Below are 22,159 nucleotides of genomic sequence, written 5' to 3'. Positions count from 1 at the left end.
CATTGTCCAGTGAGCTTGCCGAAACTGTCGGTGGCACGCGGTAGTATCGAACAAAGGTTCGAAGCTGATTCCGGGGGTGCGTCTTGAACAACACCATTCTCGACGAGGACGACCGCACGTGGGAGTTCATCCGGATCTCCGGGTGGGCGGTCCGGTACGTGGACGGCTGGGCGGCGGAGGGCGCGCCGTTCGGCTACACCGTGGGCCTGAGCGCGCTGGACCACCCCGAACTGCTGATGTTCGGGTTCGGTGAGGGGAACACCGCGGTGATGCTGGACGAACTGGCCGAGCGGGTGCTCGGCGGGGAGCGCCTGCACGCCGGGAAGGTGGTCTCCTTCGACGAGCGGATCCACCGCGCCACGCTGGTCCCGGTGCCCGATTCGACGCCGTACCTGGTCGACGCCAACCGCCTGTTCCAGTCGCCGGTGCCCGCGCTGCAGGTGGTCACCGACGATCGGCGCGGCTACTTCCCTTGGGAGGAGGGGTATTCACTGCCGGTGGACCGGCAGCCGCTGCTGGGTCAGTAACCGCGGGGCGGCTGGCCGTACCCGGGTTGCTGCGGCGGGTACGGCTGCTGTGGCTGCCCGTAGGGCTGCTGTGGTGGTTGCTGGGGGAACTGCTGGCCGGGCTGGCCGTGGGGCTGCTGCCCGGGCGATGGCGGTTGCCCGTACGGCTGCTGCGGTTGTCCGGGCTGGCCATAGGGCTGCGGTTGCCCGTGCGGTGACTGCGGTTGGCCGTAGGGCTGCTGGCCGTACGGCTGCTGTTGCGGTGCCTGCTGCCCGAAACCCGGCTGCTGGGGCTGCCACTGCAGCTGCTGGTACGCCTCAGCCGGCTGCGGGAAGGTGAAGAAGATCTTCGCCTTGATCGAGCCTTGGATCGCGGCGCCCCAGACCTTGCTGCCGGTGAAGGTGTGCGTCTGCCCGCCGGCCAGGTCGACCGCGACCATGCGCGTCTCCCCGCCGAACTGGTTGCCCGGTTTCGCGGTGGCGGCCTGGATCGCGTCCGGGTACACCCGTTCGCCGACCAGGCCGGCGATGACGATCGACGCGGCGGTCCAGCCGACCGTGCCGACCACGTTCGCGCGCGCGTGCTGCGTGGCGTGCCCGGTGAAGTCCCACAGCGCGGCGGCGGTCACCTCCGCCAGCGGCGCGGCGACCACCGCGTAGTTCATCGTCGACATCATGATCGACTCGGTGAACAGGCCGAGCACGGCGTTGACCGGACCGATCTGGATCTGGCGCAACTGACCGCCGGACCGCTGCACGCGTTCCGCGACCACGCCGAGGTACTGGTCAGGGGTGAGCACCTGGCCATACTGGCAGAGTCCGGCGGTTCTGGTTGACTGACCGCGCTATGCGCCCACTCGTTTTCACCGCCGCCGTGTCGCTCGGCCTGCTGGCCGGTTGCTCCTCGCCGGAGGCACCGGCGCCACCGCCGGAACCGCCGCCGCCGGCCAGTTCGGCCGCGCCCGTGGCACCGCCGGCGCCCGAGCCCGCCGCCGACGGGAAGTGCCCGTACCTCGAGGAAACCGCGGTGGAGCGGGCGAACGGGCAGCGCGTGTCGAAGACACGGTTGTCCGCCGAACAACCACCGACCTGCTTTTTCTACGCCCTCAACGGAAAACTGCAGCTCACCACGCGGGTGTACCGCGGTGAGCCGGGAATTGCGAAGGCCGTGGTGGACCAGGCCGCGCCGATCGACACCTCGAATCCCGCCGACCAACCGCCCGGCTGGCAGGGTGGCATGCAGACTGCGGGAGAGGGTGCCGTCTACGCGGTGGCCAAGGCCGGTGACGCCGTTGTCGTCACCACGAACCAGGGGCAGACGGTCAAAGCCCGCGAAGTGGCCAAGCAAGCTATCGCGGCGTTGGGCTGGTAGGCAATACGGGTTCCCACTCACCGGCGCAAGTTGATCTTGTATTACCCTGGCCGCCACGCGCAGGCGTCGAGGACTCGCGCACAGTCAGCCGGAAACGCCGGTCGCTACCGGGCGTGAAGGCTGGACACAGTCGGTTAATTCGATTCACATGAAGGATATGAAGCCGTGGCTGAAACCCTGAAGGAAATCCTGCTTGACTCCGGTCGTCGTCCGGCTGTCGTGACCGACCTGCAGAACCTGGTTGACGAAGAGGTCTCGGACAAGGGCGGTGTCTCGGGCGCGGTCGTCAAGACCGGCTACGCGGCCGTCAAGAAGATCAAGCCGGGCATCATCCCCGCCGCCGTCGACACCCTGCTCGACGACTTCGCCGGTGCGCTGGAGCCGTTCTACGGCGACTACAAGGCCAAGGGCGGCGCCGACTTCGGTGCCTACCTGTCCGGCCGTTCGGACGAGGCCGCCGATGCGCTGCTGGGCGTCACCGACGCCCGTGCGGACAAGAGCAGCCGCGACAGCATCAAGAAGGTCTACGGCAAGCTGCGCCCGAACGGCAAGAAGAACGTCGAAGAGGCGCTGCCCCGCCTGGGCAAGCTGATCGACAAGCACGCCGCCACCGCGTGACGCGCTGACTGATCGAAAAAGGCCCCCGGGAGACGTCCCGGGGGCCTTTTCGCGTGCTCAGTTCTTCTTCTCGGTACCCGAAGTGCGCTGGGCCTGCTGCCCGTTGGCACCCTGCGCCTTCGGCGGGGCGGTCTTGCCCGGTGCCGGGGTCGGCGCGGGCTTGGGTGCCGGTGTCGCGGCCTTCGGCGCCTCGGTCGAGGGCTTCGGGGCCGGCTTGCTGCCGTCACCGCCGGTGCGCGGCGGAGCGGGAGCGATGGGCGGTTCGGGCTTGGAGCGCAGCGCGAGCGCGGCACCGGCCGCCACCACGGCGATCCCGATCAGCCACGGCCACTTGCGGCTCTTCTTCTCGCCCTTGGCGGCGATCTTGGCTTCGACCAGCGCGGCCTTGAAGTCCTTCTTGGCCGCCTTGAAGTCCTTCTTGCCCCGGCGCTTGGACTCGCCTGCCGACTTCGCGGCCTTGATCGCGGCCTTCTTCGCCTTGCGGCCGGGCTTGCGCATCTCGGCGATGCGCTCGGCGGCCTCCTTGCGGGCGGTCTTCGAGCTGCGCGCCAGGTCCTTGCCGGTCTTCTTGGCCTGCTTGGCCAGCTTCTTGCGCGCGCGGCGTCCTTCCTTGCGTGCCACTTCGGCGCCTTCGGCGAGCCGGAGCTCGGCTGCCTGAGCGGCTTGGGTTCCTGCTTCCACCGCGCGCTTGCGTGCCGTGGACAGCCCGGTCTTCACCGACTCACCCACCGCTTCTGAGGCCCGGGTCATGGCCTTCACCTTCCGTCGATTCGTTTGGCATCTGTCTGGTTCCCCTTAACCTATCGTGCCCCTTTTCCGCGGATCCCGCCGCAGATGGCACGATTGGCCCCGTGACCGAAAGCAACCCCGCCGGTGGCGCGCGCAAGGCGACGCTGCACACCAACCACGGCGACATCAACCTGAACCTGTTCCCGGACCACGCGCCCAAGACGGTGGGGAACTTCACCGGCCTGGCCGACGGCTCCAAGGACTACACCCAGCCCAACGCCAAGGGCGAGAACTCGGGCCCGTTCTACGACGGCTCGATCTTCCACCGCGTGATCGACGGCTTCATGATCCAGGGCGGCGACCCGACCGGCACCGGCCGCGGTGGCCCCGGCTACAAGTTCGGCGACGAGTTCCACCCGGAACTGCAGTTCACCAAGCCGTACCTGCTGGCCATGGCGAACGCGGGCCCCGGCACCAACGGCTCGCAGTTCTTCATCACCGTCTCGCCGACCACCCACCTGAACTTCAAGCACACCATCTTCGGTGAGGTGGCCGACCAGGAGTCGCGCAACGTGGTCGACCAGATCGCGCACACCGCCACCGGGCCGGCGGACCGCCCGCTGAACGACGTGGTCATCGAGCGGATCTCGCTGGGCTGATCCGCGGGCGCTGAAGCAGGGGGTGGATGCGGGTAAGTTGGACATATCGTGACTCAGCCCCCGTATCCCCCGCCTTCAGGGCCCGCCTACGAGCAGGCCCTGCCCACCTGCTGGTGGCACCCCAAGCGGCAGACCGGCCTGCGCTGCGTCCGCTGCGAGCGGCCAGCCTGCCCCGACTGCCTGCGCGAGGCCTCCGTGGGCTCCCAGTGCGTCGACTGCGTCCAGGCGGGCCAGGCCCAGGACCGCGCCCAGCGCGCGCAGTACCGGGCGGCCGGTTACGGCGCCCGCACGGTGGCGGGCGCCCGGGTCCAGCGACCCATCGTGACGCCGGTGCTCATCGCGGTGAACGTGCTGGTGTTCATCGCCACCGTCTTCCAGGCGCAGAACCCGATGGACAACTCGGGCGCCGAACTGATGACGCAGGGCTCGTTGTGGCCGTACGGCATCACCTTCTTCGACGAGTGGTGGCGCCTGGTCACCTCCGGGTTCCTGCACTTCGGGCTGCTGCACATCGCGATGAACATGCTCGCGCTGTGGGTGCTCGGCCGGGACGTCGAGGTGCTGCTCGGTCGCGGCCGGTTCATCGCCGTCTACTTCCTGTCCCTGCTCGGCGGTTCGGCGGCGGAGTTCGTCTTCGGCCGGGTCGGGCAGCCGACGGTGGGCGCGTCGGGCGCCATCTTCGGCCTGATGGGCGGCGTGCTGATCGCGGTGTTCCGGCTCAAGCTGAACCCGACGATGGCGCTGGTGACCATCGGGCTGAACCTGGTGCTGACCTTCTCCATCCCGAACATCTCGTTCCTCGGCCACCTCGGCGGCTTCGTGGTCGGCGCGGTCGCGGTGGCGGCGCTGGTCTACGCGCCGGCCAAGAACCAGCTGGTCTACCAGGTGGTCGCGCTGCTGGTGATCGCGCTGGCGCTGGCCGCCCTGATCGTGGTGCGAGACCTGCAGCTGGCCGGGCAGGTGTGCTCGCTGGTGCGCAACGCCGACGGGACCCAGGAGATCGTCTGCCAGGACCCGGCGGGGCTACCCTCGAGCGCGTAGCGCGCTCAGCACGTCGAGCACGTCGCGCGGGTCGGTGCCCAGCTCCAGCCAGCCCAGCACGAGCAGGTGCGGCGGGATGTCCTCGCATTCGATCTCGAGCGTGGGCACCTCGCGGCCGAGCCGGCGGGTCTTCACCAGGCGCACCCGGACCTGGGACCACTCGAGCCGGTGGTCGCCGGTGAGCGTGCGGACCCGGACCCCGTGCGCGTCGGCGCTCAGCTTCGGCCGGATGGCGCTGCCGTTGGCCGCGAACCCGGCCAGCGCGAGCGCGGCCACGCCGAACAGCACCGGGCCCGCCCGGTCGCCGGACAGGCCGGTGAGCACGGCCGCGGCGGCGGAGAGGGCGGCGAGCAGCCAGCCGACCCCGACGAGCGCCGCTCGCGGGGCCCAGCTTGCCGTTGGGTTATCCACAGGGCTTATCCACACTGGGGACTAGTCACACGGTTGTAATTCGCTGTCAAGCCGCCATTCGGCCGATCAACGCCACTTCATCGTCATCAGCAGCCCGGAGATCATCAGCGCGAAACCGATCGCGAAGTTCCAGTTGCCCAGCTCGGTCATGAAGGCGATCTTGTCGCTGGCGAGGTAGTTCACCACGAGCCAGGCCAGCCCCAGCAGCATCAGGCCGAACATCACGATCTTGTAGATCATGGGCGACGGACCGGCGGCCCGCACCTTCACCGGCGTGCGCCGGTCGGCAGGCGGGGTGTACGCGGTCTTCTTGCGGACCTTGGACTTGGGCATCGGAGTCCTCGCTGCTCATGGGCTCGTTCGGGTGGGCCGGTGCGCAACCAGGGCCACCCCAACACGTTAACGTAATCGAGGCCGGGCAAGAACGGGGGACGACTACTCCGTCCGGCCGAGATTGGTCTGAGAGGAGCCCCTGTGGCGGTGTCCGACGACGAGCGCGAGCTCGTCGGGCCCGATTCCGGCCCGGTCAGCACGGCGGAGCGCCCGGATCCGCGCTGGCGGACCGCGGTCCGCACGTCCGGTGAAGTTTTGATAACGCTCGGTATCGTCGTGCTGCTCTTCGTCACCTACGAGCTGGTGGTGACCGACTGGTTCTCCGCCGAGAAGCAGGCGAAGGCGGAGGCCACGCTCGACGACCGGTGGGCCGAACCGCAGCGGCAACTGCACCTGGACCCCGCCGACGGCGAGGCGTTCGCCCGCCTCTACATCCCGGCGTTCGGCCCGGACTACCGGTTCACCGTGCAGGAGGGCGTCGGCGCGGCCGCGCTGGAGGTCGGGCCGGGGCACTACAAGGGCACCGCGTGGCCGGGGGAGCCGGGCAACTTCGCGGTCGCCGGGCACCGGGTCGGCAAGGGCGCCCCGTTCAACGACCTGGACCTGCTGAACTCGTGCGACGCGCTGGTGGTCGAGACGGCGTCGGACTTCTTCGTCTACCGGATGCTGCCGAAGCCGGAGGAGCTGGACGGCTGGGCCGAGGGCCGCGGCCGGGACCCGAAGTGCGCGGGCGTGCCGACGCTGCGGGACGTGCCCGACTACGAGGAGACCGTCGGCCGCCGGATCGTCACGCCGGACCGCGGGGACGCGGTCGCGCCGGTGCCCTACCGGGCGAACAGCGTCACCCCGCCGGCGATGCGCGCGCCGCTGATCACGCTGACCACCTGCCACCCGCAGTTCTCCGACCGGGAGCGGCTGATCATCCACGGCGCGCTGGTCAAGCAGCTGGCCAAGGCGCCGGGCGCGGGGTATCCGGAACTGCTCAAGGCGATCGGGGAAGCGTGATGTACGGCTGGATCTGGCGGCGCCTGCCCGGCCCGCTCGCGGTGCGGGCGATCACCGCGGTGGTGCTGGTGCTCGCGGTGATCGCCCTGCTGATGTTCGTGGTGTTCCCGTGGCTGGAACCGCTGCTGCCGTTCAACGACGTCGCGGTGCAGTGAGGCGGGTCAGCCGCGGCTGACCCGCAGCATCTCCTCGCGCTCGACCACCTTCACCCGCTCGCGGCCCTGCGGCTCGCCCAGGGAGCGCTCGTGCGCGTCGAGCTTGCCCCAGCCGTCCCAGGTGGTGAACGGCACGCCGCGGTCGACCAGGAAGTCCATGATGGCGTCGGGCTCGTTGCGGGTGGCGCCGGTCAGCGTGTCGGCGTCGGCGAGCAGGCTGGCGATGGTCTCCGCCGCGTCGCCCTTGGTGTGCCCGATCAGGCCGACCGGACCGCGCTTGATCCAGCCGGTCACGTAGACGCCGGGCACCTGGTTCTCGTCGATGTCGAGCACCCGGCCCGCCTGGTTGGGCACGGTGCCGGTGACGTGGTCGAACGGGATCTCGGCCAGGTGCGAGGAGAGGTAGCCGACCGCGCGGTAGACGGCCTGCACGTCCCAGTCGTGGAAGGTGCCGGTGCCGCGGACGTTGCCGTCGCCGGTGAGCTCGGTCCGCTCGGTGCGGAGGCCGGTCACCCGGCCGTCGCCGAGCACCTCGCACGGCGAGTGGAAGAAGTGCAGGTGCAGCCGCTTCGGCCGGTCGCCCGGTTCGCGGATGGCCCACTCCTGCAGCGTCTTGACCACCATGTCGACCTGCTTGGAGGCGCGGATCGCGGTCATCGAGCCCTCGTCGAACTCGATGTCCTCCGGGTCGACGATCACCTCGACGTTCGGCGAGTGGTCGAGTTCGCGCAGCTCCATCGGGGTGAACTTGGCCTGCGCCGGGCCGCGGCGGCCGAACACGTGCACGTCGGTGACCGGGCTGGTCTTGAGACCCTCGTAGACGTTCGGCGGGATCTCGGTGCTGAGCAGCTCGTCGGCGGTCTTCGCGAGCACCCTGGCCACGTCCAGCGCCACGTTGCCGACGCCGAGCACGGCCACGCTGGTCGCTTCGAGCGGCCAGGTGCGCGGCACGTCCGGGTGGCCGTCGTACCAGGAGACGAAGTCGGCGGCGCCGTGGCTGCCCGGCAGGTCGATGCCGGGGATGGCCAGTGGGCGGTCGGCCGAGGCGCCGGTGGAGAAGATGACCGCGTCGTAGAACTCGCGCAGCTCGTCCAGCTTGAGGTCGGTGCCGTAGTCGACGTTGCCGATCAGCCGGATGCCCGGGCGGTCGAGCACCTTGTGCAGGGCGTTCACGATGCCCTTGATGCGCGGGTGGTCCGGCGCCACGCCGTAGCGGATCAGCCCGAACGGGGCCGGCATGCGCTCGAAGAGGTCGATGTGGGTGGGTGTATCGGACTTGTCCAGGATGTCGGCGGCGTAGATACCGGCCGGGCCGGCGCCGATGATCGCCACGCGCAGTGGACGGTTCAATGCACTTACCTCGTTCGAGTCGCAGGTGGGCCTACGCTTCCACGGTAAGGTAAGGCGAACCTAATTTTCATTGTGATCTGGCGTACCGTCCAGCATGTGGGCGCCGCTAAGCTGGGGCGCATGCGCGTGCTCGTCGTCGACAACTACGACAGTTTTGTCTACAACCTGGTCCAGTACCTGGCCCAGCTCGGCGCCGACTGCACGGTCTGGCGCAACGACGTGGTCGACGTCTCGCGCCTCGGCGAGTTCGACGGCGTGCTGGTCTCTCCCGGGCCGGGGACGCCGGAACGCGCTGGTCAGAGTATCGAAGTCGTCCGCGAATGCGCTTCGCGGGACCTGCCCATGCTCGGTGTGTGCCTGGGCCACCAGGCCCTCGGCGTCGCCTTCGGCGCGACGGTCGACCGCGCGGAGGAACTGCTGCACGGGAAGACCAGCCGCGTCGGCCACTCGGGCGCCGGCGTGCTGGCGGGGTTGCCGGACCCGTTCACCGCCACCCGCTACCACTCGCTGACCGTGCTCCCGGACACCATCTCGGACGAGTTCGAGGTCACCGGGAAGACGGAGTCGGGGATCGTGATGGGCATGCGCCACCGGTCCCTCCGGCTGGAAGGCGTGCAGTTCCACCCGGAATCCGTCCTCACCGAAGGCGGCCACCGGATGCTCGCGAACTGGATGGCGGGCGCGGGCCACCCGGTCGCCGACACCGTCGTCCGCGACCTGGAAGGCGCGACGCGGGCCCTCCAGAAGGCCGCCATCGCCTGAGCACGATCGGACTAGCGTCAGTCGCCCGTTCGGAGGTTCTACGGACGCTGGTCGCTGGGTACGTTTCTCCCCTTCGAATGGGACACGAGGGGACAAACGGTGGAGCCGGCGGCCAGAGTTCTTGCACCGGACGAGGAACTTCGCGCACTGGTGCGATGGTTCCGCGACGAGGACGAGTTGCGCGGCCGGGTCGACCTGGTCGATGCGGCAACGCGCCCGGGCGAAATGGGCGGGGAGATCGAGGCCCTGTCGGTGGTGCTGGGCAGCGGGGTGCTGACCCAGCTGGTGACCTCGTTGTTCGGCTGGCTCGAACACCGGCGGGGTGCCCAGCGAGTCCGGCTGGTGGTGAAACGACCGGACTCCGGCGAAGAACTGGAGCTGGAGTGCGGTTCGCCGGACGACGCGGCCGAAGTGCTGGCCACCGCCAAGAAGTTCCTCGAGGACGGCCGGTGAAATGCCCGCGCCGTTCCTGCCCGATCCGGCGCTTTCGCGAGCGGTACTGATCGGCACCAGCGACTTCCAGCACCACGACCGGTTGCCGAACCTGCCCGCAGTGGCGAACAACCTGACCGATCTGGCCGCCGCGCTCACCGATTCTCGGACGGGGATCCTGGCACAGGCGAGCTGCCGGACGGTGCACACGCCCGAATCCCAGCGAAGCCTGATCCGCCGGCTCAGGGAGAGCGCGTCACAGGCGGAGGACGTGCTGTTCGTCTACTACGCCGGACACGGCAAGCGTCATCCCGTGCGGGACACGCTGTACCTGACCGTGTGGGAGACCGATCCGGAGGAGCTGGACACGACCGCGGTGCCGTTCGACGTCTTCCGCGAGGTGATCGCGAACAGCCCGGCCAGGATGAAGTTGCTCATCCTGGACTGCTGTTACTCCGGGATCGCGGTCGGCACCATGTCCGGCTCCGATGTGGAGGCCGCGGAGATCGCCGTTTCCGGTACGTCGGTGATCACCTCGGCGCCCAAGAACAAGAAGTCCCTGTCGCCGCCGGGCGAGCGCAACACCGCGTTCACCGGGGAACTGCTCAAGCTGCTGGTCGACGGTCCGCGGCTGACCGGCCAACCGCTCGACGTGAACCAGGCCTTTCGCTCGGTTCAGGCGGCACTGGCTCGGCGTTCGCTGCCGCAGCCGAAGATGTCGGCCGGGGACACCAGCGGTGGACTCGTGCTGCGACGGACCCCGGCCCCCGAGGTACCGCCGCCGAGGGCGGCCGCACCCACGCCACCCGCACCCACGCCACCGGCACCCGCACCACCGGCACCCGCACCACCGGCACCCGCACCACCGGCGGTCTCACAGCCCGCGTCGAAGCCGAGGGCGCCGAAGCCGACTCCGGTCGAGCCACTCCCGGAGCCAACGGCACCGGTCCCCGCGCCTGCTGAGCGGGAAGCTTCCGCATCGGCCGGCCAGGTCGGATACGTGGTATCGAGTTGGCTGCTGTGGCTCGGCGCGGGTATCGGGGTCAGTTTCGGTATCGGCGCCGTCGCGGGCGCGATCTTCGGCGGTGACACGCCGCAGCAGAAGAATCCAGATCTGTCGGTCGGCATCGTGATGCTGGTGGTCGCGGTCCTCTGCGGATACGTCCTGAGCCGCCGGGTGCGCAGGGCGCGGGCCGCGGCCGGACGGCCGATGGGCCTGTTCGAAGCCTTCCCGGAGATCGCGCGGAAGACCGCAGGCATCCGTACCGGCCTGCTCTGGTTCGTCTTCGTGGTCAGCACGATCATGTCGATTTATGGACCGTTGGCGCCCAATTCCACCGGGACCAGTCTGGGCACCATCACGTCCGCAGTGGTTTCCCTGGTCTTGGTGGCTGTCGCTTCGGGGTATGCGTTGTTCAGAAGGCGGCGTTGAGGCGGTCCGCCTGCTTGGTCAGGTGCTCCCGTTCCGCCGGGCTCGTGGCCTTCTCGGCGGCTTCCGCATAGAGGCGTGCGGCTGTGCCCAGGTTCCCATCTCGTTCGTGGAGGTGGGCGGCGACGGCGGTGTGCCGCGGCACCGACGCATCCACCTCACCGAGGGCGGCGAGGCCCGCGCGTGGGCCATCTGCTTCCCCGACGGCTACGGCGCGGTTGAGCCGGGCGATCGGGCTGTCGGTCAGCTCCACCAGCTCGTCGTACCACTCGACGATCTGCGCCCAGTCCGTCTCCGCGGCGGTGGGGGCGTCGGCGTGCAGGGCGGCGATGGCCGCCTGCGCCTGGAACTCGCCCAGTTGGTCGCGGGCCAGCGCCGCCTGCAGGAGGTCCACGCCTTCGGCGATGGCACCGGTGTCCCACCGGGTGCGGTCCTGCTCGGCGAGCGGAACCAGGCTGCCCTCCGGCGTGGTCCGGGTGGCGCGCCGGGCGTGGTGCAGCAGCATGAGCGCGAGCAGCCCGGTCACCTCCGGGTGGTCGATCACCGCCGCGAGCTGCCTGGTCAGCCGGATCGCTTCGGCGGCCAGGTCGACGTCACCCGAATAGCCCTCGTTGAACACCAGGTAGAGCACGCGCACCACGGTGCCGACGTCCCCGGGCTGGACGAACCGCATGCCCGACACCGTGCGCTTGGCCCGGCTGATGCGCTGCGCCATGGTCGCCTCGGGCACCAGGTAGGCCTGCGCGATCTGCCGCGTGGTCAGCCCGCCGACCGCGCGCAGCGTCAGCGCGACCGCGGACGACGGCGTCAACGACGGGTGCGCGCACAGGAAGTACAGCTGGAGCGTGTCGTCCACGGCGGACCCCGGCTCGGGCGCCGGTTCCTCGTCCACCAGGTCCTCGCGCCGCCGTCGGGCGGTGTTCGCTCTGGTCGCGTCGAGGAAGCGGCGCCACGCGACGGTGACCAGCCAGCCCTTCGGATCCCGCGGCGGGTCGGTCGGCCAGACCCGGATCGCCTCCACCAGCGCGTCCTGCACGGCGTCCTCGGCCGCCGCGAAGTCGGCACCGCGGCGGACGAGGATCCCGAGCACGCTCGGCGTGAGACCGCGCAGCAGTGCCTCGTCCACCCGGCCGGTCACTCCGTGACGATCGGCGGCTCACCGTAGAACGGCCGCAGTTCGAGCCACTCGTGGATCGGCTTCCCACCCGCTCCCGGCGCGGCCGACAGCTCCCCGGCCAGTTCGACGGCGCGCTCGTAGCTGTCGACGTCGAGCACCATCCAGCCCGCGATGAGGTCCTTGGTCTCGGCGAACGGCCCGTCGGTCACCGGCGGGCGGCCCTCACCGTCGTACCGGACGAACGTGCCCTGCGGCGAGAGCGCCGCGTGGTCGACGAACTCGCCGGTCTCCTTCAGCCGGTCGGCGAAAGCACGCATGTACGCCAGGTGCGCGGTCACCTCTTCCGGCGCCCACTCCGCCATCGGCACGTCGTTGACCGCCGCCGGCGCACCGCGGTAGTGCTTGAGCAGCAGGTACCTGGGCATGCGGCTAGCTGCCGGGCAGACCCGGGATGGACGGACCACCCGGCCGGTTCTGCTTGCCGATGTACAGCGTCACCGTCTGGTCCTTGGTGATCGTGCTGCCGCTGGTCGGGTCGCTGTTGGTGACCCGGCCCTCCAGGTCCTCGTCGTTCACCTCGTCCTCGAGGGTGACCAGCTGACCGTTCCAGCCGGCTTCCTTGAGTTCCTTCTTCGCCTGCTCCAGGGTCGCGCCCTGCAGGTCGGGCATGGAGATCTGCTCCTTGGCCCCGGTGGACACCTCGAGCGTGATCGTGGTGCCCTCGTCGACCGTGCCGCCGACCGGGTTCTGCGCGACGACCTCGTCCTTCGGCTTGTCCGAGGTGACGTCCTTGCGGGTGACCTTGAGCTTCAGGTCCTCCAGCGCCTTCTTCGCCTCGCTGAACTTCTTGCCCACCTGGCTCTGCGCCAGCACCTGGTTCGGCCGCTTGCCCACGGTCAGCTTGATCGAGGTGCCCTGCTCGGCCTCGACGCCGGAGCGCGGGTTCTGCTCGATGACCTTGCCGTACTCGTTCGGGTCCTTGGTCTCGACCTCTTCGACGTTCGTGTCGATCTCGAACCCGGCCTGCTTGGCCTCGTCGGCCGCCGGACCCTGCTCCTTGCCGACCAGGTCGGGCACCTTGACCTTCTTCGGCGCGGTGCCGATCTGCACCTTCACCACCGAGCCCTTGGCGACCTCGACGCCCACCTCGGGATTGGTCGACACGACCTTGTTGATCTGGTCGCTGGTGCACGGCGGCTGCGCGCCCGCCTGCGGCGCCTTGCAGATGACCTCTTCGCGTTCCGGCTGCAGGCCCGCCGAGCGGAGCGCGTCCAGCGCGGTCGCCTCCTGCTGGCCCTTGACCGACGGGATCGCGACCAGTTCGGCCTTCTGGTCGAACACGCCGGCGAAGTACATCGCCGCGGCCACGATCAGCACGCCGACCACGGCGAGCGCGGCCAGGATCTTGTTGCGCTTGCTGCGTCTTGCCCGGTCCTCGGCGACCGGGTCGTACTCGTCGGCGGCGTACCCGTCGTCGTAGGCGGCCGGCGGGCGACGGCTGTTCATCACCTGCGTGCGCTCGTCCTCCGACATCACCATCGGCGCGAGCGGGTGCTGGCCGGACAGCGTGCGGACCATGTCCGAGCGCATCTCGGCGGCCGACTGGTACCGGTTCGCCGGCCCCTTGGCCAGCGCCTTCAGCACCACCGCGTCCAGCTCCGGCGACACCGCCGGGTTCACCGACGACGGCGGGTTCGGGTCCTCACGGACGTGCTGGTAGGCGACCGCGACCGGCGAGTCACCGGTGAACGGCGGCTCCCCGGTGATCAGCTCGTACAGCACGCAGCCCGCGGCGTAGACGTCACTGCGGGCGTCGACCGACTCACCCCGCGCCTGCTCCGGCGAGAGGTACTGGGCGGTGCCGATCACCGCGGCGGTCTGCGTCATCGCGGACTGGCCGTCGTGGATGGCGCGGGCGATGCCGAAGTCCATCACCTTGACCGCGCCGTTGGTGGTGATCATCACGTTGGCCGGCTTCACGTCGCGGTGGACGATGCCGTGCCGGTGCGAGAAGTCCAGCGCCGCGCAGACGTCGGCCATCACCTCCATGGCGCGCTTCTGCGACATCGGACCCTCGGTCTTGACGATGTCGCGCAGCGTCCGGCCGGAGACGTACTCCATCACGATGTAGGGCAGCGGACCGTACTCGGTCTGCGTCTCCCCGGTGTCGTAGACGGCCACGATGGCCGGGTGGTTCAGCGCGGCGGCGTTCTGCGCCTCCCGCCGGAACCGCTCCTGGAACTGGGGATCCCTGGCCAGGTCGGCCCGTAGGATCTTGATCGCGACCTCGCGGCCGAGCCGTACGTCATGCCCATGGTGAACCTCGGACATGCCGCCGTAGCCGAGCGTGTCGCCGAGCTCGTAACGATTGGAGAGCAGTCGGGGTGTGCTCATCGGTGCGTGCCGTTCCGTTCCATCCATGTTGGGTCCATCATCCCTGGCAAGCCGTCGTCTCCGGGTGAACGCACCGAACCCTCGGTTGCGTTGTCCCCGTCCTCGTTCTGACCCGGCCCCGGTTGGGGCGTGTGGTGCGGCGGGCCCTGGCTGGGCTTCGCCGGCCGTTCCACCGTCGGCTCGTACCCCGGTTCACCCACCGGTTCGCTGGTCTCGACGTTCCCCGACGGTGTGTCGCGCCCGGAGCCGCTGAGCAGCTTCGGGACCACCAGCGCGGCCGCCACCAGCACCGCGACGATCACCAGGGCCAGCAGGATCCACAGACCGGTGTGACTGCGCCGCCGCGGCGGGACCATCGGCCCGACCCCGGTAGCCGGGCCGGGCTGGTGCGCCGGCGGCGGTACCGGCTGGATTGCCGGGTGCGAAACGGGACCGACCGGCGCGTGCGAGTTTACCGGCAACGGCTGGCCGGAAGCCTGCGCGTAGGCCGAGGCCAGCCCCAGCGGCGTGGGCAGCGGCCGCCCGGCCCGCACCGCGGCCACCGCGTTGGCGAACTCACCGCCGTTGTTGTAGCGCTGCCGCGGGTCCTTGACCAGCGTCGCCTCGATCAGCGCGCGCAGACCGGGTGGTACGTCCGGCGGCAGCGGCGGCGGGATGTCGCGGATGTGCATCATGGCGACCGTCACGGCGTTCTCGGACAGGAACGGCCGGTACCCGGTGAGGCACTCGTACCCGCAGACGGCCAGCGAGTAGACGTCGCTGGCGGGTTCGGCGGCGTGGCCGAGCGCCTGCTCCGGCGCGATGTAGTGGGCGGTGCCCATCACCATGCCGTTGCGGGTGACCGGCGCCGCGTCGGCCGCCTTGGCGATGCCGAAGTCGGTCAGCTTCACCTGACCGGCCGGGGTGACCAGGATGTTGCCCGGTTTGACGTCGCGGTGGACCAGCCCACGCTCGTGCGCCGCCTGCAGCGCGCGCCCGGCCTGCTCCAGCAGGTCCAGGGTGAACTCGGGGGAGATCCGGCCCTGCTTGGCCAGTATCCCGGCCAGCGGGTCGCCCTCGACCAGCTCCATCACCAGGTAGGCGATGCTGAGCTCGTCGGCCACCGTCTCGCCGTAGTCGTGCACCGCGGCGATCCCGGCGTGGTTGAGCGAGGCCGTGGTCCTGGCCTCGGTGCGGAACCGGTGCAGGAACTCCGCGTCCCCGGACAGCTCCGCCTTGAGCACCTTCACCGCCACGGTGCGGTCGAGCCGGGTGTCGCTGGCCTGCCAGACCTCACCCATGCCGCCGACCGCGATCCGGCTGGTGAGCCGGTAGCGCTCGGCGAGCAGCTGACCCGTGGACAGCATCGGCTCATCCACCCCCGAGCGCGGCGGCGATGGCGGACCGGCCGATTTCGGCGGCCACCGTGCCACCCGTCGCGGCGAGGCCGCGGTCCCCACCGGACTCGACGATCACGGCGAGCGCGATCTTCGGGTCGTCGGCCGGGGCGAAGGCGGTGTACCAGGCGTGCGGCGGGGTGGCCTTCGGATCGCTGCCGTGCTCCGCGGTGCCGGTCTTCGAGGCGATCTTCAGCGCGTCGTTCTTGCCGCCGCCCTTGGTGTTGGCCTCCGACGCGAGCATCATGTCGCGCAGGATGGCCGCGTTGGCCGAGGACATCGCCGGGTCGCCGGTCAGCTCCTCGGGGCTGATCTTCTCCATCTCGGACAGGTCCTGGGCCAGCAGCGCCTTGATCAGCTGCGGCTTCATCGCGGTCCCGCCGTTGGCCACCGCCGAGGACAGCAGCGCCACCTGCAGCGGGGTCAGCCGGACGTCGCGCTGGCCGATCCCGCTCTGGTACAGCTGCGGCTTGCCCGCCAGGTCACCGAGACCGGACGGGGCGACCCGCATCGGCACGGTCAGATCGGTCTGGCCGATGCCGAACTTCTCCGCGGTCTCGGTCAGCTTGTCCTTGCCGAGGCCACCGGCGATCTCGGCGAAGGCGGTGTTGCACGAGTAGGCCAGCGCGTCCTTGAGCGTGCTGCCCTGGCAGGTCGCGCCGCCGAAGTTCTCCAGGTCGGCGTTGGTGCCGGGGAGCTTCACGTTGGCCGCGGTGGTGACCTGGCTGTCCGGCTTCATGCCGTCCTCCAGCGCCGCCGCGGTGGTGACGATCTTGAAGGTGGAGCCGGGCGGGTAGGTCTCCGAGATGGCCCGGTTCAGCATCGGCTTGCTCGGGTCGGCGTCGAAGCCGGTCCAGGCCTTCTCCTGCTCCTTGCCGTCGTGCGAGGCGAGCCCGCTCGGGTCGTAGGAGGGGGTGGACACCATGGCCAGGATCTCGCCGGTCTTCGGGTCCATGGCCACCAGCGCGCCGGTGTAGCCCTTCTTGGTCATGCCCTCGTAGGCGGCCTTCTGCACGGCCGGGTTGATGGTCAGCGACACGTTCCCGCCCCGCGGGTCGCGGCCGGTGACCATGTCCGAGAGCCGCCGCACGAACAGGCGCGGGTCGGAGCCGTTGAGCACCTCGTCCTGGGCGCGCTCCATGCCGCCGGCGCCGTACCGGATCGAGTAGAAGCCGGTGACCGGGGCGTACATCGCGCCACCGGGGTAGGTGCGGAGGAACTTGTACTTGTCGTCGGTCGGCTCGATGCCGGCCAGCACCTGGCCGTTGGACGAGGCGATGATCTTGCCGCGCTGACGGGAGTACTCGTCGAGCAGGACGCGGGCGTTGCGGCTGTCGGTGCGGTAGTCGTCGGCCTTGATGAACTGCACGTAGGTGGCGTTCACCAGCAACAGCAGCAGCATCACGAGCATGGTCACGCCGACGCGGCGCAGTGGTGTGTTCATTTCGGTCGCTCCACCATCACCGTATGGGCTTCGGCCAGCGGCGCCTGCTGCTGCGGGCGCGGCTTCGCACTGGTCTGCGGGCGCCGCGCGGCGTCGGAGATCCGCAGCAGCAGGGCGACCAGGATGTAGTTCGCCAGCAGCGACGAACCACCGTAGGACAGGAACGGGGTGGTGATACCGGTCATCGGGATCAGCTTGGTGACGCCGCCGACGATGACGAACAGCTGCATCACGATGGCGAAGGACAGGCCGCCGCCGAGCAGCTTGCCGAAGGTGTCGCGCACGGCCAGCGCGCTGCGCATCCCGCGCATCGCGAGGATCAGGTAGACCATCAGGATCGCGCAGAGCCCGATGAAGCCGAGCTCCTCGCCGATCGCCGCGGTGATGAAGTCGGTGCTCGACTCGGGCACCATCTCCGGGCGGCCGGCGCCGAGGCCGGTGCCACCGACCCCGCCGGTGCCCAGGCCGAACAGGCCCTGGGCGATCTGGTAGCCGCCGCCGGGGTCGTCGTAGGTGGCCAGGGGGTCCATCCAGTTCGCCACACGCTGTTGTACGTGCGTGAACAGCTGGAAGGCGATGAGGCAGCCGCCGAAGAACAGCCCGAGGCCCAGGATCACCCAGATGATCCGCTCGGTGGCCACGTAGAGCATCATCAGCACCACGCCGAAGAACAGCAGCGAGGTGCCGAGGTCCTTCTCGAAGACCAGGATGCCGAGGCAGGCCACCGCGGCGATCAGGATCGGCCCGAGGTCACGCGCGCGCGGCAGTTCGATGCCCAGCACGCGCTTGCCCGCCGCCATGAACAGATCGCGCTTCGACACCAGGAAGGACGCGAAGAAGATCATCAGCAGGATCTTCGCGAACTCACCGGGCTGGATCGAGAAGATGCCGAGCTTCAGCCACACCTTCGCGCCGTTGACCTCGGACAACGAGCTGGGCAGCAGCGCGGGCAGGGCCAGCGCGATGATGCCGACCAGGCCGAAGGTGTAGGCGTACCGGGTGAGCGTGCGGTGGTCCTTGATCAGCAGCAGCACGGCCAGGAACAGCGCCAGCGCGACGACCGTCCACATCACCTGCTTCGGCGCGTTCGCCGAGAACTCCTTGCCCGCCTGGAGGGCCTTCTCCGCCCTGGCCAGGTCGATCCGGTAGATCATCACCAGGCCCAGCCCGTTGAGCAGGGCCACGCACGGCAGGATCAGCGGATCGGCGTACGGCGCCCACTTGCGCACCGCGAGGTGCGCCACGGTGAGGATCGCCATGTACGCCAGGCCGTACCAGAGGATGGCGAAGCTGAGCTCCTGCTCCTGGTTCGCCTCCACCAGCATGAACGCCGCGGTGACGATGAACGAGGCGAAGCCGAGCATCGCCAGTTCCGTTCCGCGGCGGGTCGGCAGGTCACGCGGGGGATTGGTGACGTACTGACCGGCGGGATCGGAGTTGGGCTGGCCCATCAGCGGACGCCGCCCGTGGCGAGCCGGCAGTCCACCCCCGGGCGATCCGGACTCGGCGGGTCCACCGGCGCGGAGGACTGCTCGGGCGGGGGCGCCGATTCGGACGGGGGCGGCTGGACCGGCGTCTGCTGCTGCGCGCCGAAGCCGCCGATCAGGCCGCCGCCGGAGCCCGGGACCTCGCCCGGGATGCCGCCGCCCTGGCTCGGGGGCTCGGGGCAGATCGGCAGCCGCTTGTCCCACAGCGAGTCGATGTAGTCGCGGGCCGCGGCGAGGCTGTCCATCCGCACCCCGTTGCGCACGTCCTCGCGCGGGGCTTCCTGCAGGTCGGACAGCAGCAGGCGGTCGCACAGGTTGGCGCCGGGCGCACACGAGTCCTCCACCTGCTCCTGCAGGTCCAGACCCAGCACGCTGCCGGAAACCCCCTGGTAGATGACCACCTCGTCGTTCGCGCCCGCGCCGACGTAGTACTGGCTCAGCACCCAGTACCTGGTCGCGATGACCCCGGCGGCGAGCACGATCAGCACCAGGATCAGCACGCCGAAGATGCGGAACAGCTTCCGCCGCTTGGCCTTGGGGTCCGGGGGCGGTGGCGTGTCCTGGCGCCGCGGCTGGGGCTGGGGCTGCGTCAGCGCCCTGGCCCGCGCGGCGGGGGAGTCGCCCTGGTGGTTGAAGTCGTCACTGCCGTCACCGGCGGCCCCGCCGACGATCGGCGCGTTCTCGCCGTAGTCGACGTCCACCACGTCGGCGATGATCACCGTGACGTTGTCCGTGCCGCCGCCCTTGAGCGCCAGCTCGATCATCCGGTCCGCGCAGTCCTGCGGGTCCGGGATGCGCATGGCCTCGGCCATGGTCTCGTCGCTGACCATGCCGGACAGCCCGTCGGAGCAGACCAGGTAGCGGTCGCCGGCGCGGGCCTCGCGCACGGTCAGGCTCGGTTCCACCTCGTGCCCGGTCAGCGCCTTGAGCAGCAGCGACCGCTGCGGGTGGGTGGCCGCCTCCTCCTCGGTGATGCGGCCCTGTTCGAGCAGTTCGTTGACGAAGCTGTCGTCGCGGGTGATCTGGGTGAACTGCCCGTCGCGCAGCAGGTAGGCGCGCGAGTCGCCGACGTGCACCAGGCCGAGCCGCGAACCGGAGAACAGCACGGCGGTGAGCGTGGTGCCCATGCCGTCCAGGTCGGGGTCGTTGGCGACCAGTTCGGCGATGGCGCCGTTGCCGGCGGCGACCGCGTCGCGCAGTTGCGAGAGCAGGTCGTCACCGGGTTCGTCGTCGTCGAGCGGGGCCAGTGAGGCGATGACGACCTTGCTGGCGACTTCACCGGCGGCGTGCCCGCCCATGCCGTCGGCCAGAGCGAGCAGGCGGGGGCCGGCGTAGACGGAGTCCTGGTTGTTGGATCGCACCAGGCCACGGTCGCTGCGGGCCGCGTAGCGGAGGACGAGGGTCATGGGCGAAGCTCGATCACCGTCTTGCCGATCCGGATGGGGACCCCGAGAGGTACTCGGAGGGGTGCTGTGACCTTAGCCCGGTCGAGGTAGGTCCCGTTCGTCGAGCCCAGATCTTCCACGTACCAGTCTTCCCCGCGCAGTGAAATACGCGCGTGCCGGGTCGAGGCGTAGTCGTCGTCGAGCACCAGGGTCGAGTCGTCGGCGCGCCCGATCAGGATCGGGCGGCCGTCCAGCGCGATCCGCGTGCCGGCCAGCGCCCCGTGCGTGACCACCATCTGCCGGGGCACCTTCCCGCCACGCGGTGGCTTCTTCTCCTTGTTCCGGCGCAGGCTCGGCAACGCCACGCGCAGGCCGGAGGCCGCGTACAGATCGGAGCGGACCACCCGAAGCGCGGCCAGCACGAACAGCCAGAGCAGGACGAGAAATCCCACCCTGGTCAGTTGAACGACCAGCTCTGGCACCTTGTGTGTCAGCTCCTCAGTGCGGCTTCTTGCGATGACGCCGGTACGTCACAGCGCTCCCGCGGACTCACATTCTGCGGGAGCGGTCGGACGGGGCCTACGTCAGCCCTGTGTGCGGAACACCAGCGACGAGTGACCGACCCTGATCACGTCGCCGTCGGCCAGCTGCCAGGTCTGCACCGGGGTGCCGTTCACCGTGGTCCCGTTGGTGGACCCGATGTCGGCGAGCGTGGCGCTCTGGCCGTCCCAGGTGATCTCCAGGTGCCGCCGGGAGACGCCGGTGTCCGGCAGCCGGAAGTCGGCGTCCTGGCCGCGGCCGACCACGTTGCCGCCCTGCTTGAGCGAGTAGCTCCGGTTCGAGCCGTCGTCCAGCTGCAGGCTCGCGGCGAGCTGGCGGTTGCCGCTCTGCGTGGCGGGCGGCTGGTAGCCGGCCTGCGCGTACGGGTCCGGCGCGGCGGGCTGGCCGTACGGCTGCTGACCGCCGCCGTAACCGCCCTGGTCGTACCCGGGCTGGCCACCGCCGTAGCCGCCCTGGTCGTAACCCGGCTGCTGACCGCCGTAACCACCTTGGTCGTAGCCGGGCTGCTGGCCACCCTGGTCGTAACCCGGCTGACCGCCGCCGTAGCCGCCCTGGTCGTAGCCGGGCTGCTGGCCGCCGTAGCCACCCTGGTCGTACCCGGGCTGCTGCTGGCCACCGCCGTAACCGCCCTGGTCGTAACCCGGCTGGCCACCGCCGTAGCCGCCCTGGTCGTACCCGGGCTGCTGACCGCCGTAACCGCCCTGGTCGTAGCCGGGCTGGCCGCCGCCGTAGCCGCCTTGGTCGTAGCCGCCCTGCTGGCCGCCGTAGCCGGCCTGGTCGTAACCGGGCTGGCCCTGCTGTCCGTAGCCGTACTGGCCCTGCTGGCCGTACGGGTCACCCTGGTCGTATTGGCCGTAGCCGGGGGGCTGACTCATTGCTGGGTCTCCTGCGTTGCTGGGTCGTGCTGACCGTCCAGGACTTCCGTTGCCGGGGGCGGTGATCTCACTGGCCTTGACATCGGGATCGACGGACGAGCGTGTCTTGAACTGTCCAGTATGCAGCGCCTCGTTGCGCTCGAGCGAAACTACGACGTCACCATAGGTGTCCCACCCCTGCTCGGCGAGATGCTCCGCCACCGCTTCGGCGAGCACCTTGGTGACGCGCTGTTCGTCCCCGGCCATGCGGTCGTGATCCGTCGGGCCCAGCGACACGATGTAGTGGTTGGGCGCGAGCTCACGGCCTCCGGCCAGCTCACGAACGTTGTCCTCACTCTCACGCTCCAGTGCCTGCGCCACTTCCTGCGTGACGACATTGCCACCGAACATGCGCGCGAAGGTGTTGCCTACCAGGCCCTCCAGGCGCCGATCAAAACGCTTAGCGCGGCCCACCGGGCACACCCTCCTCTCACGCGTCTGTGCTTCCGCACCGATCCTATCCGGGTGCGGGCGGTTCTACACGGCCCCCGGTGAAACCGCCTCAACCAGCCTGATAGGCTGCTCTCGCTGTCGCAGTGAAGCACTCGGGCGAGTGGCGGAATGGCAGACGCGCACGGTTCAGGTCCGTGTGTCCGAAAGGACGTGAGGGTTCAACTCCCTCCTCGCCCACGTTGTTCGAGGCCCCCCGGCTGCCGCCGGGGGGCCTCTTCCCGTTTTC

The 22,159-nt window shown here is 69.9% G+C and carries 24 protein-coding genes and 1 tRNA gene; 11 read left to right on the top strand and 14 right to left on the bottom strand.

Features of this window, described 5'->3' with window-relative positions; translation table 11 throughout:
- Window positions 1-83: 83 nt before the first annotated feature.
- Window positions 84-527 (top strand): DUF4262 domain-containing protein, encoded by a 444-nt coding sequence (locus JYK18_RS11750; RefSeq protein WP_206802118.1) that lies wholly within the window; start codon window positions 84-86, stop codon window positions 525-527.
- Here the strand turns inward: JYK18_RS11750 and JYK18_RS46600 are convergent.
- Window positions 521-1,306: a hypothetical protein gene (locus tag JYK18_RS46600; RefSeq protein WP_242579069.1), complete on the bottom strand. Its 786-nt coding sequence runs from the start codon at window positions 1,304-1,306 to the stop codon at window positions 521-523. The genes JYK18_RS11750 and JYK18_RS46600 overlap by 7 nt on opposite strands.
- Window positions 1,307-1,353: 47 nt before the next feature.
- On the opposite strand from JYK18_RS46600, the gene JYK18_RS11740 reads away from it, so the two are divergent.
- Complete coding sequence (locus tag JYK18_RS11740; RefSeq protein ID WP_206802117.1) at window positions 1,354-1,878, top strand: DUF2020 domain-containing protein; 525 nt, start codon at window positions 1,354-1,356, stop codon at window positions 1,876-1,878.
- Window positions 1,879-2,043: 165 nt separating this feature from the next.
- Window positions 2,044-2,496, top strand: a complete 453-nt coding sequence (locus tag JYK18_RS11735; RefSeq protein WP_206802116.1) for a hypothetical protein — start codon at window positions 2,044-2,046, stop codon at window positions 2,494-2,496.
- A gap of 57 nt (window positions 2,497-2,553) precedes the next feature.
- On the opposite strand, the gene JYK18_RS11730 is transcribed toward JYK18_RS11735, so the two are convergent.
- The gene (locus JYK18_RS11730; RefSeq protein ID WP_206802115.1) at window positions 2,554-3,246 is read right to left on the bottom strand and encodes a hypothetical protein; all 693 of its coding nucleotides are present in this window, start codon (window positions 3,244-3,246) and stop codon (window positions 2,554-2,556) included.
- 92 nt (window positions 3,247-3,338) lie between these two features.
- Between JYK18_RS11730 and JYK18_RS11725 the strand changes: the two genes are divergently transcribed.
- Window positions 3,339-3,884, top strand: coding sequence for a peptidylprolyl isomerase (locus tag JYK18_RS11725; RefSeq protein WP_206804173.1), 546 nt, complete (start codon window positions 3,339-3,341; stop codon window positions 3,882-3,884).
- Window positions 3,885-3,932: 48 nt separating this feature from the next.
- Window positions 3,933-4,925: a rhomboid family intramembrane serine protease gene (locus JYK18_RS11720; RefSeq protein ID WP_206802114.1), complete on the top strand. Its 993-nt coding sequence runs from the start codon at window positions 3,933-3,935 to the stop codon at window positions 4,923-4,925.
- Here the strand turns inward: JYK18_RS11720 and JYK18_RS11715 are convergent.
- Both JYK18_RS11715 and crgA read right to left on the bottom strand, forming a co-directional pair.
- The gene (locus tag JYK18_RS11715; protein ID WP_206802113.1) at window positions 4,908-5,336 is read right to left on the bottom strand and encodes a PH domain-containing protein; all 429 of its coding nucleotides are present in this window, start codon (window positions 5,334-5,336) and stop codon (window positions 4,908-4,910) included. The genes JYK18_RS11720 and JYK18_RS11715 overlap by 18 nt on opposite strands.
- A gap of 66 nt (window positions 5,337-5,402) precedes the next feature.
- On the bottom strand, window positions 5,403-5,669 hold the full coding sequence (gene crgA / locus JYK18_RS11710; RefSeq protein WP_153028395.1) for a cell division protein CrgA: 267 nt from the start codon (window positions 5,667-5,669) through the stop codon (window positions 5,403-5,405).
- 141 nt (window positions 5,670-5,810) lie between these two features.
- Here crgA and JYK18_RS11705 point away from each other — a divergent pair, with 141 nt between their 5' ends.
- Window positions 5,811-6,674 carry a class E sortase gene (locus JYK18_RS11705; RefSeq protein ID WP_307795872.1) on the top strand — a complete coding sequence of 288 codons (864 nt, stop codon included), beginning with the start codon at window positions 5,811-5,813 and terminating at the stop codon, window positions 6,672-6,674.
- Complete coding sequence (locus JYK18_RS11700) at window positions 6,674-6,829, top strand: hypothetical protein (RefSeq protein WP_194239994.1); 156 nt, start codon at window positions 6,674-6,676, stop codon at window positions 6,827-6,829. Before JYK18_RS11705 ends, JYK18_RS11700 begins: the two co-directional genes overlap by 1 nt.
- Before the next feature lie 6 nt (window positions 6,830-6,835).
- On the opposite strand, the gene JYK18_RS11695 is transcribed toward JYK18_RS11700, so the two are convergent.
- Window positions 6,836-8,152: a pyridine nucleotide-disulfide oxidoreductase gene (locus tag JYK18_RS11695; protein ID WP_206804171.1), complete on the bottom strand. Its 1,317-nt coding sequence runs from the start codon at window positions 8,150-8,152 to the stop codon at window positions 6,836-6,838.
- Window positions 8,153-8,299: 147 nt separating this feature from the next.
- On the opposite strand from JYK18_RS11695, the gene JYK18_RS11690 reads away from it, so the two are divergent.
- The 3 genes from JYK18_RS11690 (at window position 8,300) to JYK18_RS11680 (ending at window position 10,805) form a co-directional block, all read left to right on the top strand.
- Window positions 8,300-8,941, top strand: coding sequence for an aminodeoxychorismate/anthranilate synthase component II (locus JYK18_RS11690; protein ID WP_206802112.1), 642 nt, complete (start codon window positions 8,300-8,302; stop codon window positions 8,939-8,941).
- A 99-nt stretch (window positions 8,942-9,040) separates the two neighbouring features.
- Window positions 9,041-9,394, top strand: a complete 354-nt coding sequence (locus JYK18_RS11685) for a hypothetical protein (RefSeq protein ID WP_307795871.1) — start codon at window positions 9,041-9,043, stop codon at window positions 9,392-9,394.
- A gap of 1 nt (window position 9,395) precedes the next feature.
- Window positions 9,396-10,805 (top strand): caspase family protein, encoded by a 1,410-nt coding sequence (locus JYK18_RS11680; RefSeq protein ID WP_206802110.1) that lies wholly within the window; start codon window positions 9,396-9,398, stop codon window positions 10,803-10,805.
- On the opposite strand, the gene JYK18_RS11675 is transcribed toward JYK18_RS11680, so the two are convergent.
- From JYK18_RS11675 to JYK18_RS11635, 9 genes are all read right to left on the bottom strand, one after another.
- The gene (locus JYK18_RS11675; protein ID WP_206804170.1) at window positions 10,789-11,928 is read right to left on the bottom strand and encodes an RNA polymerase sigma factor; all 1,140 of its coding nucleotides are present in this window, start codon (window positions 11,926-11,928) and stop codon (window positions 10,789-10,791) included. The genes JYK18_RS11680 and JYK18_RS11675 overlap by 17 nt on opposite strands.
- A gap of 8 nt (window positions 11,929-11,936) precedes the next feature.
- Window positions 11,937-12,344: a YciI family protein gene (locus tag JYK18_RS11670; RefSeq protein ID WP_206802109.1), complete on the bottom strand. Its 408-nt coding sequence runs from the start codon at window positions 12,342-12,344 to the stop codon at window positions 11,937-11,939.
- 4 nt (window positions 12,345-12,348) lie between these two features.
- Window positions 12,349-14,313 (bottom strand): Stk1 family PASTA domain-containing Ser/Thr kinase, encoded by a 1,965-nt coding sequence (pknB, locus tag JYK18_RS11665; RefSeq protein WP_206802108.1) that lies wholly within the window; start codon window positions 14,311-14,313, stop codon window positions 12,349-12,351.
- A complete protein-coding gene (locus JYK18_RS11660) occupies window positions 14,310-15,659 on the bottom strand; it encodes a serine/threonine-protein kinase (protein ID WP_206802107.1) in 1,350 nt (449 codons plus the stop codon). Before JYK18_RS11660 ends, pknB begins: the two co-directional genes overlap by 4 nt.
- A gap of 4 nt (window positions 15,660-15,663) precedes the next feature.
- The gene (locus JYK18_RS11655) at window positions 15,664-17,133 is read right to left on the bottom strand and encodes a penicillin-binding protein 2 (protein ID WP_206802106.1); all 1,470 of its coding nucleotides are present in this window, start codon (window positions 17,131-17,133) and stop codon (window positions 15,664-15,666) included.
- On the bottom strand, window positions 17,130-18,584 hold the full coding sequence (locus tag JYK18_RS11650; RefSeq protein WP_206802105.1) for an FtsW/RodA/SpoVE family cell cycle protein: 1,455 nt from the start codon (window positions 18,582-18,584) through the stop codon (window positions 17,130-17,132). Before JYK18_RS11650 ends, JYK18_RS11655 begins: the two co-directional genes overlap by 4 nt.
- A complete protein-coding gene (locus JYK18_RS11645; RefSeq protein ID WP_206802104.1) occupies window positions 18,584-20,026 on the bottom strand; it encodes a PP2C family serine/threonine-protein phosphatase in 1,443 nt (480 codons plus the stop codon). The genes JYK18_RS11650 and JYK18_RS11645 overlap by 1 nt, the downstream gene beginning before the upstream one ends.
- Entirely contained in the window at window positions 20,023-20,487 is a 465-nt protein-coding gene (locus JYK18_RS11640; RefSeq protein ID WP_153028404.1) for an FHA domain-containing protein, read from the bottom strand. The genes JYK18_RS11645 and JYK18_RS11640 overlap by 4 nt, the downstream gene beginning before the upstream one ends.
- A gap of 102 nt (window positions 20,488-20,589) precedes the next feature.
- The gene (locus tag JYK18_RS11635) at window positions 20,590-21,894 is read right to left on the bottom strand and encodes a DUF3662 and FHA domain-containing protein (RefSeq protein ID WP_206802103.1); all 1,305 of its coding nucleotides are present in this window, start codon (window positions 21,892-21,894) and stop codon (window positions 20,590-20,592) included.
- Window positions 21,895-22,027: 133 nt separating this feature from the next.
- On the opposite strand from JYK18_RS11635, the gene JYK18_RS11630 reads away from it, so the two are divergent.
- Window positions 22,028-22,110: transfer RNA gene (locus JYK18_RS11630), tRNA-Leu, on the top strand.
- Window positions 22,111-22,159 lie beyond the last annotated feature (49 nt).

This window comes from Amycolatopsis sp. 195334CR, assembly GCF_017309385.1.
Classification (GTDB): Bacteria; Actinomycetota; Actinomycetes; order Mycobacteriales; family Pseudonocardiaceae; genus Amycolatopsis.
Note: the sequence above shows the minus strand (reverse complement) of the source record. Positions and strands in the feature narration are given on the sequence as shown.